Annotated in this window: 13 protein-coding genes; 6 read left to right on the forward strand and 7 right to left on the reverse strand. The window is 36.8% G+C overall.

Annotated elements, in window-relative coordinates; genetic code table 11:
- Positions 1 to 449: 449 nt before the first annotated feature.
- From PP2015_RS19080 to PP2015_RS19095, 4 genes are all read left to right on the forward strand, one after another.
- On the forward strand, positions 450 to 1,148 hold the full coding sequence (locus PP2015_RS19080) for a hypothetical protein (RefSeq protein WP_058032091.1): 699 nt from the start codon (positions 450 to 452) through the stop codon (positions 1,146 to 1,148).
- A gap of 503 nt (positions 1,149 to 1,651) precedes the next feature.
- A complete protein-coding gene (locus PP2015_RS19085; RefSeq protein ID WP_058032092.1) occupies positions 1,652 to 2,143 on the forward strand; it encodes a hypothetical protein in 492 nt (163 codons plus the stop codon).
- Positions 2,144 to 2,248: 105 nt separating this feature from the next.
- Positions 2,249 to 2,551, forward strand: a complete 303-nt coding sequence (locus PP2015_RS19090) for a hypothetical protein (RefSeq protein WP_058032093.1) — start codon at positions 2,249 to 2,251, stop codon at positions 2,549 to 2,551.
- A gap of 171 nt (positions 2,552 to 2,722) precedes the next feature.
- Complete coding sequence (locus tag PP2015_RS19095; protein ID WP_128724303.1) at positions 2,723 to 2,971, forward strand: hypothetical protein; 249 nt, start codon at positions 2,723 to 2,725, stop codon at positions 2,969 to 2,971.
- A 256-nt stretch (positions 2,972 to 3,227) separates the two neighbouring features.
- On the opposite strand, the gene PP2015_RS19100 is transcribed toward PP2015_RS19095, so the two are convergent.
- The 3 genes from PP2015_RS19100 to PP2015_RS19110 all read right to left on the reverse strand — a co-directional run bounded on the left by PP2015_RS19100 (position 3,228) and on the right by PP2015_RS19110 (position 5,521).
- Positions 3,228 to 4,580: a M24 family metallopeptidase gene (locus tag PP2015_RS19100; RefSeq protein ID WP_058032095.1), complete on the reverse strand. Its 1,353-nt coding sequence runs from the start codon at positions 4,578 to 4,580 to the stop codon at positions 3,228 to 3,230.
- Positions 4,581 to 4,795: 215 nt separating this feature from the next.
- Positions 4,796 to 5,242: a hypothetical protein gene (locus tag PP2015_RS19105; RefSeq protein ID WP_058032096.1), complete on the reverse strand. Its 447-nt coding sequence runs from the start codon at positions 5,240 to 5,242 to the stop codon at positions 4,796 to 4,798.
- Positions 5,243 to 5,308: 66 nt separating this feature from the next.
- A complete protein-coding gene (locus tag PP2015_RS19110) occupies positions 5,309 to 5,521 on the reverse strand; it encodes a hypothetical protein (protein ID WP_058032097.1) in 213 nt (70 codons plus the stop codon).
- Positions 5,522 to 5,640: 119 nt separating this feature from the next.
- Between PP2015_RS19110 and PP2015_RS19115 the strand changes: the two genes are divergently transcribed.
- The gene (locus PP2015_RS19115) at positions 5,641 to 6,168 is read left to right on the forward strand and encodes a TetR/AcrR family transcriptional regulator (protein ID WP_058032098.1); all 528 of its coding nucleotides are present in this window, start codon (positions 5,641 to 5,643) and stop codon (positions 6,166 to 6,168) included.
- Between the two features lie 93 nt (positions 6,169 to 6,261).
- Here the strand turns inward: PP2015_RS19115 and PP2015_RS19120 are convergent, their stop codons facing one another.
- The 3 genes from PP2015_RS19120 to PP2015_RS19130 form a co-directional block, all read right to left on the reverse strand.
- Positions 6,262 to 6,660, reverse strand: a complete 399-nt coding sequence (locus tag PP2015_RS19120; protein ID WP_058032099.1) for a hypothetical protein — start codon at positions 6,658 to 6,660, stop codon at positions 6,262 to 6,264.
- Between the two features lie 150 nt (positions 6,661 to 6,810).
- Complete coding sequence (locus tag PP2015_RS19125; RefSeq protein WP_058032100.1) at positions 6,811 to 8,439, reverse strand: methyl-accepting chemotaxis protein; 1,629 nt, start codon at positions 8,437 to 8,439, stop codon at positions 6,811 to 6,813.
- A 319-nt stretch (positions 8,440 to 8,758) separates the two neighbouring features.
- Complete coding sequence (locus PP2015_RS19130) at positions 8,759 to 9,271, reverse strand: flavodoxin family protein (RefSeq protein WP_058032101.1); 513 nt, start codon at positions 9,269 to 9,271, stop codon at positions 8,759 to 8,761.
- A gap of 153 nt (positions 9,272 to 9,424) precedes the next feature.
- Here PP2015_RS19130 and PP2015_RS19135 point away from each other — a divergent pair, with 153 nt between their 5' ends.
- Positions 9,425 to 11,086: an asparagine synthase-related protein gene (locus PP2015_RS19135; RefSeq protein ID WP_058032102.1), complete on the forward strand. Its 1,662-nt coding sequence runs from the start codon at positions 9,425 to 9,427 to the stop codon at positions 11,084 to 11,086.
- Positions 11,087 to 11,341: 255 nt separating this feature from the next.
- Here the strand turns inward: PP2015_RS19135 and PP2015_RS19140 are convergent, their stop codons facing one another.
- A complete protein-coding gene (locus PP2015_RS19140; RefSeq protein ID WP_058032103.1) occupies positions 11,342 to 11,719 on the reverse strand; it encodes a VOC family protein in 378 nt (125 codons plus the stop codon).
- Between the last annotated feature and the right edge of the window lie 7 nt (positions 11,720 to 11,726).

An 11,726-nucleotide genomic window follows, 5' to 3' on the forward strand; every position in this document is an offset into this window, starting at 1 on the left:
GTATTTATGACTTTAGGTTCATTTATATCTTTTCTGATAATGTTTTTACTCGGGAAGGAGGCAATTGACTCTATTCCTTTAATTATCAAAGTTCTGCTTTTTGGGGGCTTTATTGTTGGTATGATTTTAACGGGAAGATATATAAAGTTCTGAGGAATTAAAAGAAAATAAACAAGATACCTACCTTAAATTTGAACAATTCATTTGAAACTCCACCCAATTTAGTACAGCTATTTTGTAGAATCTTACTCAGCCTCAAGATAACCAATTGATGTCAAATCACTCAGTGAATCATGAGCCCGCTCATAGCTAAAGACTTGGTTTTGTATATCTTAGCTTGAGTTAATAATAAAATTATTAGGTGCGCCCTTTTAATCTTCTTCCTAGAGGTTTTATTATGTTCAGAGAAGCTCTTAGGTTTATTGTTCGAAAGTAGTTTAGGAAATTGAATGAAGACTTTACTCTTACTATTTGTTTTATTTACACCAATAAGTTTAGCTTTTGATATAAATGTAAATATTCCTTCTAAAGGGTTTTGCAAAAAATTAGAGGAAGCAGGTGCGCTTTATCAGAAAGAGCAAGACATAAATAGACCAGAACTTGATGAACTATTTAATAGTCAATTGAATTCAATGGGTAGTTGCTTATTTAAGAAAGGAAAGAAAAAAGAGGCCATTGAATTTTGGTTGCTAGCGTCTTCTTTCGGCTCTGATTATGGCTCCGAGTTGGCAGGAAACTACTTAGCTAATGAAGCGAGCAATGTGAGAGATTTGCTTTCAGGCTTGTCTATACTTCGCCAGCTTGGAGCTAAAAAAACCAAAGCATTGAATCGTTATAGGATTCAATACGCTTTAGCAATTCTTAAAGGTGAATTTGTTAATTACAATATTCGGATTGCGTTATTAAATCTATATGAAGCGATGCAAAATGGTTCTGCTGAGGCTGCATATTTAATCGCCTATTTTAAATCTACAAATGTATTTCCAGATAAAAATGACAAATACTCAGAGGAATATTGGATAAAAATAGGTGATAAGCTTGTTGGTTCAAAATCTTATCAGAGATTTATAGAGGACGCGTTTTTGAGTGATTTATATGGCGCTTCCTTGATAAAAATAAGAGATAGTAAAGAAACCCAAAAGAAGTAGAATAAAAAACAACCGCCTTACAGCTATTAGGGGCCTAATATATACCTAAGCTTCATTCTCGATGAATATGTATTCTGAAAAAGTAATGCTGACTATTGCTTCATATCAAAAAAGTCTTCATTAGAATGGGGATGTTAAGCTTAAAGCAAGTTTTTCTAGGTGACGTATGTCAAAGATAATTATCGTTTTTATCAGCACTTTTTTTGCACTTAATGTTAAAGCAAAAACTTGAATGCTACTATTGAAGCGCTTATACGAAAAATCGCTTTAAGAAGAAAACAAATGAGGTTGTTCGTATGCTTTTTAACCTAAAATAATAAAAGCTTAAACTCTTCATTGATTGAGTCAACTTGGTAGGTTGAAGAATTTAATGCTCACCCGTTTTATGACTTACATTGGTTTTATATAGCATCAATTAAAAAAACGACTAAAAGCCGATTTATGCCCAGAACTAGTTCTATATAAACGCTTAGAAATATCGATAAAATTTGTAGAGTAAAACAATGAAAAAAATAATATTGGCTCTGATTTTTATATGTGGCTTCAATGCCACAGCTTCAGAGGTAAGCTTAGGCCATTGCAATGTTTTTATACCTGATACTTTTAACTTGTCTATCAGAGATGATGGACAGAATTTAAACTTTCTAAAGACAGAATATATTGATTATTTAGGTCATAAAATACTAAATTCGGAGGAGGTAAATATATACAAAAACATGCCAATTTACGATGGTCTAATTAAAAGTGCTAGTATTTTGTTTGAAATGAATAATAAAAAATACAAAGGGATTGTTTTTAAAATCCCATTTGATAGCGATAAAGACTTCGGTATTTTGGTTTTTTCGTTTGAAATAAATGGAGATTGGATAGAATTTATAGAAGTTAATGGTCATGATGTTAGTTTGTATATGAATGATTGCTTAAGTGACGAAGACACTAAAAGGATAGAAGCTATTAAAACAGTCCGACATGAGACCTTCAACCTGAGTGATTAAAAAACTCTATAGTTTGGAGTTATTATGGACGTCCATTCAATTCAGCCATTTTAAAAGTCGCAATCTTTTTAAAGTAGGTAAAAATGAGATCTATTATTTTTTAAGATGTTTGTCTCTATAAGTGCTTGGGGCTTAAGTTTAAAAGAGATAGAGGCAGATATCTTCGGTTCTAAAAAGCTTGATAAAATTCAAGTTATAAAAAAGCTAAATGATGCTGGTAAAGAAGACAAAAACTTAATGTTTTACTTGCTTGGTATTGTTCATGGCTATGGACTTTATGGTAATGAGATTAACTTAAAAAAAGCTGAAGAGTACTTACTGTTATTAGTTAAGTTAGACTATAAAGATGTCAATTATTTTCTGGGTACATTACTTTCAAGATCTTCAGATCCTCAAAAGGTAAGGTAGGCTTCTGTTTACCTGATAAATTCATCAGCCAAAGGTGATTTTGATGCCTTATACAACCTGTATAGTTTATACAGTGAAGGCTTCTATACAGATAAAAGCACATTAAGTAACTTGCTCAAATCTAATCTCTATCGAGGTGATAAAGATATAGTTATTCAGTTTGGTAAAGTAATGCTTGATATTTATTTAGAAAAACCTGACAAACAGAAAATGTTAAGTGTATTAAGTTCAATAGAAAACATTGATCTTACAGGATATGAAGGGCAGTATTATAACCTTTTGTCAGGGTACTATGGATTTACAACGTCTCCACTATTTGATGAAAGTAAAAGTAATAATTACTTATTTAAATCACATGAACATGGCTATGCTGCTGCAACGAAGCTGCTAGTTGGAATGGAGCTGTTGGATCAAAAATAAGGCAAAAGATAAAATTTAGGGTAGACATAAATTTTTGCTGGAATTTAATTAGGACACCACCTTGAAGCCCTCGCATTTATGCTGAGGTCTATATGTGTATGCTCGTATCTCGAAAGCTTTTACCTAAATAGAGTTTTATATACATATTCGACTCTCGTTACACTTGTATTGGTGACATCAATTGCTAGCATGTATAGAACCTGACAGGTTGCCAGCTTCTATACATTTATTCTCAATAAACCAACAAATTGAATAGTTATCTAATCAAATGCCACTTGGTTTGGCGACCAGCCAAGTACCAGACTGATTTACCATCAAATACCGCATCTTGTTCTAGTTTGATTTGGATCCATTGATTATTCCATTCAGGTAGCTGCATTTTCACATTACCTTCAATGGCATACACAGTATCTGGATATAATTTCCAATCACCTTGGACTGGGGTAGGACCTTGATTATCCCACATGCCAATGGTTGGGCCCGGTGCGTGGCCAACAAAGCCCAGCGGGTGAGTGTAAGTGCTGCTAATAATGTTCTCAGCTTCACTTTGCTTAATGGTGTTGGCTAAGATCTGATTACCCGTTAAACCTGTTTTGAAATTACGGGTGAGAATATCTTGCCAATGATTGCCCAATTTCAGGGCCGATTTTAAGCCTTTTGGCACATCGGTTTCGTTGAGTTTTAAGACGTAGCCCATCTCTTGCGTGTCAGTACACTGGTTCAAATAGCAAATACCTACATCGGTGTGAATGATATCTCCCGGTAAGATTACACGGTTATATTCACCTAAAAACGGGGCGTTTTTGTTAACTTTATCGCCTTGGCGTTGAATATTCACATAAGGTTGGAACCACGGTCTGAGCTGAAGCGCTTCAAAACGCTCTCTCAAATACCAAGCGACATCATCAGTGGTAGTCACTCCTGGAGTAATGACTTTATTAGAAAAAGCTTCAGCAATAACGCCACGAGCAAGAGTGACTGCAGTAGGGTAAACTTGTAGTTCTTTTTCGCTGCGGGTTTCAAGCCAACGGATCACCAAGTCTTCTGCACTGACTAAACGCTTTTGGTACTTCTTAGGTAAATTCTCAAGTAGCTTATTATGTAAACCTACACTTAAGCCGTCAGCAAGCGCCCAATCTTCACTAATGTTAATACCGATACGTTTCGGATCTCGCTCAGCAATGACTTCAGCTAAACGTTGCCACTGTTGTGCTTTGCTACCGCCTTCCCAGACAGTTGGATATAAATCGCCGATTGGATAGCGGCTGACACTGAACCGCTCGACACTGCCATCTGGTTGTTTTGAAAAAACGAGCAGTGTGGTGCGTCGGGCAGCAAAAGTGGGTTGTGGCACCAAGGTATAAAATAATTTGTCTTCACCGTATTCGCGATTGATCACCAGCCACATATCAAGATCGGCTTCTTGCATCAGCTTTGGCAGCAAATTGTCGAGTCTGTCTGTAACCATCTCATTGATTGGCGCGACACGCTCTTTAAATGACAATACATCGGGTAAGGTGTTTATTTCGCGCCCTTGAGCGGCTTCTGTTGCGCCTAATTGACCACTCACTCCTGAAAGAGCGAGCATTAAAGCAAGTTTTTTAAACATAGCGTCGGCTTCTTCTAAAATTAAATATCTAATTTGATGGTATGTAAGGCGTAATTTTGCTGCAAGTTAGTTTCGTTAAGAGGCGTGTTTTTAGCGTTTATTAAACTGGAACACTTCATTAAAAATTCTAGAAATTGAGGCTTATTTGAAGCCTCGAATTGAATTTACATTTTGAAAGCTGAGTTTCCTTTGCAAATAACTGATGGCCAATAAAATCAGGGTGTTGAGTTTTTGATACTCATCAAACGATAACCTGAAAAGCAAGATACGCCAGCAAAAAACCATAAAATACCAGCAATAATAGAAAATGCAGTCACTTGTTCGGGAAAGAGCATACTCAAAGGCAAAGTGGCGATCCCTCTAAGTGTACAAATTACTGAAATGGTAATGATGGCTGGTTTTAACATCGGCATTTTTCTGATCACCCCAGCGCCAGACAAACAAAAAATGGCGGTTGCAACAAATAGCAGTGATACCAAAGTTGTTTCTAAGGCTGCACGCCAAGGTGCTGATTTAGAGAGTTCAATGAGAGCTTCAGGTGCCATTTGTGCACGATAACACTCTGGACCTAGCATAATACAAGACATATGAGACAGAGCTGTGAAAAGGGCAAGTACTGCGACGCTTATCAGCAAAATTGCCCCTGAAGAGTTTTTTTTCATTTTAAGGCTAGTTCCTTTTATCATAAATGATAATTAAGACACAGGCTAAATGTAAGCGTCTCAATGTCATGACAGTTCAATACTCTGTGGTGTCTTCGTTTTAGATTTAAAAGCTTCAATTAAAGGCATAACCCCATCTTCTTTGCCTAAAATCAATAGCAGCAATAACAGCCCTCCAGGTAACAAGATAAGTTTCAGGATTGGCCCTAGTACATAGCTGTAAAAGCCAATAAAAGGTAAAAAAATACATGCGCCAATAATGCGAAAAAATAAGTCCATTGTAATCTCCAAATAAAATTGAGCGTGCTCATAATAATATTGAGCGCGCTCAATTATCAATAAAAACTTGGCATTTTTTTACAAAATTGCTTTAATGCTGCGTGCATTAAGGAGGTAGGGTGTCAAAACGAGAGCAAACAAGATCGCGGATCTTATCGGCTGCATGGCAGCTTTTCACTGAAAATGGCTATGAGAAAACGAGTACTAGAGATATTTCGTCAGCGGCAGGCGTTGCAACGGGTACAGTTTTTAGTCACTTCCCAAATAAGCTAGATTTACTCAAATCAGGTCTTGAAACCAAATTAAATAATTTGTTGATTGAGACGGCTAAGTCTGACGCTTCAACAACACCCGTTGATAGACTTCTACATTTTGCATCAGCTTTGTATCCGTTTTACTTATCTCAACGAGAGTTTAGTAAAGTCTTATTTAAAGAAATTTTATGGCAAAGTCAGTCACTTGACCCACAGTTGAATGCTTTTAAACACCAACTGGTTTTTGGAAATGAGCAAAAGTTGGCGTATGCAGATGTGCTAATGGACGTGTATTTTATGACATTGCTGGCTGGGTTAAATGATAACTCTGAGGATGAGGAGTCTCTCATTACAAAGTTAGAAGAAAAGCTTAAATTTATTTCTACAAGGTAACTGAGTGCGCCCCTTTTATATAAGAGACGCGAGTTAGTCTATATCTTTAAATAACAGCTATTAAAAACGCTTAAAGATCTAAATATCAAGACACTAGATCTTAAAAAACTGCACAGATTGATACCCACTGTTGGTGATGTGTATTTCTAATGGTTCATTGTTTAATACTGACTTTTTGATACCCAAACTAAGCATTTGAAGATCTTTGAGCACCTCAGGTGCTACGTCACCACCTTTATAAACGGGAAACTTCGCAACCCAAACGCCTGCTTTATTTTTCTTTAAGAGCATCACTTCACCTTGTAAGCCCTCATACACTTTTTGATCTATCAGATATTGGTGAACTTGTTCAGCAATTGGCTTATCAACGCTTGAAGTTTCATACACAAAAGACGCATTACCATGCTGTAAATTACTAAAATTATTACTTAATACAATCGCACCGACTACAAATACTATAATTGATATAAATACAAGAATGGTTTTAATCACGTTATTAACCTAATAAAAAGCTGATAAATATCTATTTTAAATGATTACCAAGTATTGGCTATAAATTGGAGACTAACCCACTAAATTCAATGCTGAATGAACAGCATTGAAAGTATAGGTGTTAAGTTGCTTAACCATAAAAGTGAGTCTTTAAACTTTAAATTTACTGATGTCTTTCTCTAATTCATTGGAGATGTTTTTCAGATTTTGACTGGTTTGCGCATTTTCAGAGGCACTGTTGGCCACGCTCTTGATGCTGGTTGTGATTTGGTTGATATTTTCAGCGACTTCATTCGCAACGGTTGTTTGCTCCTCGGTAGAAGTCGATATGACAATATTCAGATCTGCAATTTCCGAGATTGCTGAGGTTATCTTTTGAATTGACTCGGCTGACCCCGCAGCGATGGAAACGCTTTTCTCTGTTTGATTTGCAGCTTGCTCCATACTGTCAACAGTGCGCTTTGAGGCATCTTGCAGTGATACAATCATTTCGCTGATTTGCTCAGTTGCTTTTTGTGTGTTGTGCGCCAACTGTCTCACCTCATCAGCAACAACGGCAAAACCTCGACCGGACTCTCCGGCTCGGGCGGCTTCAATAGCAGCGTTTAACGCTAGCAAGTTAGTTTGCTCGGCAACACTTTGAATGATCTGGACGACGCTGTTAATTTCGTTAGTTTTACCACTTAATAAGTCTATATCGCTTTTAGTTTGGTTGAGTAGTTCATGCAACTGATTAATGGCTTGGATATTGTCCTGAACACTGTGCAATCCTGCTTGAGCTAGCGCATCCGATTCATTGGCTTTTTGTGAAGTGGTAACCGCGGTATCGGCAACGCCTTTTATAGCTGCACTCATTTGAGTAATAGCGGTAGCTAACATGGTTGTTTGTTGCTCTTGTTGTTCCGTACTGTTGGCAATAGACAAGCTGTTTTCAGATAGTCCCTCAGTTTGAGAGCGCAAGTTAATAACAAGACTGAGCAGCTCAGTTATCAATGCATTAAAGTGAGACAGCATGGTATTCACGCTTGAAGCGGTTTGCGCAAATTCATCATCGCCATTTTCATTAACACGCATAGTGAGATCTGTGTTGTTTGCAATACTTGCCATTACTTGATTTATGTTATTTAACGGTAGTGTTATTGAGCGATTTATGGCAACTGCTAAGAAAATTACAATAATAAACAGAATGATGCACACAGTGACTAAAATCATTTTCTCTTTTTGATAATCTGCAGCGGCTTGATCTGAAAATTGTTGAGAAGTATTAAGCTGAAGATCAATGAGTGCATTCAAGCTTGAACTAAAGGGGTCAAATGTATCATAGAGTTCTTTGACGAACTGTTGTGAAGATGCCGATAAAGCTTTGTCAGACCTCAATAAAGATTTATATTTTTCTACTTGTGCCTTTACATTATCAAATAGTGCTTCACTATTTCTGATTAGCCTAGATTCTTCAGGCGTCAATTCTGTTTGAAGATAAGCACTCCACTGAGAAGATGCTAGGCTTTCAGCATCACTTATCGAGTCTAATAATTCAGATTTAGACATTAATCCTGCATTATACTTATGCAGGTTGTCCACGATACTAACTGCGTAGTTATCAGATACGACCTTGATTTGTTTAAGAGGAACAACTCTGTCGTTGTTAATACTCTGAATTCCAGCCACCAAATTACCAGTGAGAATAAGTGTAACAGCAGCGAGTAAGAGAAAGGCGATGCAAGGAAGAGCAACAAGCAAAATTAAACGTGATCTGACAGAAAGTTGGTTTAAGTACATCTTTTTACATCCAAACTTATTTATTCAATAAGTATTATTGAGTTTTAAAAAATTTCTACATATTTTTTATTTTAAATTTTTTATTTTTCATACTTATTGCAAGAAAATCTTCATCTTGCTTTTTAGCTGAGTAAATAAGAAAAATGATAAAAGCTAATCCCTCGGAGTATCCTGAAACTTTATGAGCGCCATTGAAACTGGCTGCTCTAAATAGTTACTGGCGATAACCCTGCAAATTACATTGTTTTTTGATATGCCTTTTGGAGCGTGACTTCAATAGTCGCTTTTAAAAGGCATTATCCTTTCAACTGGTTTATCACTATTTTAATAGTGCCGAAAAATGTGTGATTTGTTGCTTGGGTAGAGTAAATGATTTACTGCAATCTAAATGTAAAAGCTCTGTCATGTGGATATCGAAATAGTGGAAAACTTTCTCGAAGAAACCAGCAAAAACAGGACAGACATCTTTGCTGGCAGAAGTCGTCAATACAAATCCTTGTTTATCTTTAAGCCCTTTACCTATGTGTTTAATCTCCGGGTTTTCAGTCAGCTCAGTGATACGGTCAATTAAGCGCTTCATATTAGAAGTGACACCATGCCAATAAACCGGAGATGCAAAAACAATATTGTCTGCCCATGCTAATGCGTCAGCAATATCATAAAAATCATCCCGACTATAGAAGTTGTGATAATTATAATCGGCATAATTATGTGAGTCTAAGTTGAAGTAGCGTGTATGTGTTTCATCAAGTTGTGACCTTACAGCCTGAGTGAGTTGATATGTGTTACCTGTTTGATTTGCGCTTGAGAAAAGTATGATTGTGTTAGCCATTATAGACCGTCCTTTTGGATTGAATGGCATGAAGCTTAAAATCTCAACTTAACTTGAGGTAAAGCTTTTTATTACTTTTTGTCAGCTTGGTATGAAGTTTGAGTTTTATATAAGAACTAAAAATGAAACTTAACAGTTCAAAAGGTGATCAAAATGGCGAAATTATTCGGAGTTTATTGTGCATCTGGGCTGACGCAACAACATGATTTTATTATTGAAAAATTTAAGTTAGAAGAAAAAAATCATGTTGATGGTCAGTTTAATTCAGTTCATGAAAGCACTCTATTTATGGCGACGCTCGACTATCAAACTTTTGGACCTAGCGCTTTTTTGCAAACAAGTTCGCAATTTGCAACGCTTATAGGCCACCCGCTTTTGTCTTCCGATAGAGTGAGAGACTTAGATACCCTAAATAAAAATTATACCGATAACATGTTGAAATCATGTGAAGGTGCATTTTGTATGGCTCGATATAACAATCAAACAAACTGTTTGGATATTGCAACAGATGCACTTGGGATCCGTCCTTTCTATTATATGAGTTTCGAAGGGGCATTCATCTTTAGTACACAGTTTAGTTTGTTAAAAGAGCTTGGTATTGCCCTTACTTGTAACAAAGAAGGTATGATGGAGTATGCGACATTGGGTTATTACCTGTTTGATCATACGCATTATGAAGAGATTGCGTGTATTCAGCCTGGTCATCGCGTGCAAGCATCAAGTTTAGGAGTAAGAAAAACTCAATATTTTGATTGGTGCGCACTGGCTAAGGTAGGAGAATATTATGAAGGTGCTTTAGAGGGATTAAAGCAAGACTTAGATAATAACGTTGATAAATATTTGGGTAATGATAAACATGTTTTAACCACGCTTTCCGGTGGCCTTGACTCAAGACTTATCGCTTGTTTATTGAAACGTAGAAATTTAAATATTTCCGCTTTAAATTTTTCTGAGAGTAAAACACAAGACTTATATTGTGCTCAAGCTTTTGCTGATAGCCAAAATATTAATCTTGATGTCATCAAGATTAAGGACACGCAAGCGAAAACAGTTGAAGATAGGTTGGGCAAACATTGGCGAAATGGTACTCATCCTGATTATTATCGTGTAACTCGTCCTGGGCTATCATGGTCAGGGAATGGCGGTAGTGTCGGGCTAGGTGTTATTTATTATTCAGAAAAAGTGTATCAAGCAGCTTTAACTCGAGATGTTGAACATTTAGCCGATGCATATCTATCTCAACAGTTCGCTTACATACCTAAATCGATTATCCGCGGCGCTGAAGGAATGCAAAAGACGCTTAAATCTAACGTAATACGTTCATTGCAAAAGTTTGGTGATTTGCCTTTAGACAAGGCATATTATCTGTTTTTACTGCTCAATGAGCAACATCATCACTTAGCGATCCCATTTGATAAAGTTGATGATTACCAAATGGATTTTTGTTTACCTTTTCACTCATGGAAAGTATTGCGTCATGTGTTATCTCAGCCTATTTCAAGAGTCAGAAAGCACCGTTTTTATCATGACTTTTTACAGTATGCATTTCCAGAAGCTTTGAGTGCACCTTGGCAAGCTTACCCTGAACATCTTCCATGTACCTTGCCGACAGAAGGTGATGATCAATGGCACATGAAGCGACCTAACCAATTTAGTCCAACTAAAGTATATGGGCTTTTATTTAGTTTAATGTTCAGTCAACACAAACGTGTCATAAATATTCCGTCCTTTAGTGCTTTTGCTGTGCTGCATAGTTTGGGTTTAAAGGTATACAACGATAAGTTGAAAATGGTGGAGAATATTTTGAAATGGTAACTGTATTATACCAACTCTCAAGAATACTGAATCATTTTGAGGGACTAAAGCTGCGGCTAACCGCGTTAATACTCCTCATTTAGAACAACTAAATAGCAAAATTTTCGCCTTGCCTACAGGGATGTAGGGACCTCGGAAATAGCAGGATGCATGAGCGGTGTTAACGACAAACTTTCCTGGCCTCAAAATAGATCACTTAATTAAGAGGGTTGGTATGAGAACTATCATGAAATTTTAAAAAATAGCGCATTTGCCCTAATCTGGATTAACGCGCCATGGTGGATTTAATCTATTTTCGCCAGCCCAATAGAGTTTGATCTTATTGTTTGATGGGTCATACAGCACGGCTTCACGCCATAAGTAACGCTCATCGGTTGGCAGTTGCTCGAATTTAATGCCTTTCACTTGCAACTCGGCAACCCACTCATCTAATTGTTCATGCTCAAAATAAATAGTGGTGCCATTATTAAAGCCATACTCTTCCAAAGACAGAGAAAAAGTTGCTTCACCTTCAGGGCACATGAACCTTGCATAGTGTGGGGTGTCGACTATCAATTTAAAGCCAAGCGTTTGGTAAAATTCTACGGCCATAGGCATATTCTTAACTGGCAGCGTAACCTGATTTAAATTCACAGGGTAT

This window comes from Pseudoalteromonas phenolica (assembly GCF_001444405.1).
GTDB lineage: Bacteria > Pseudomonadota > Gammaproteobacteria > Enterobacterales > Alteromonadaceae > Pseudoalteromonas > Pseudoalteromonas phenolica.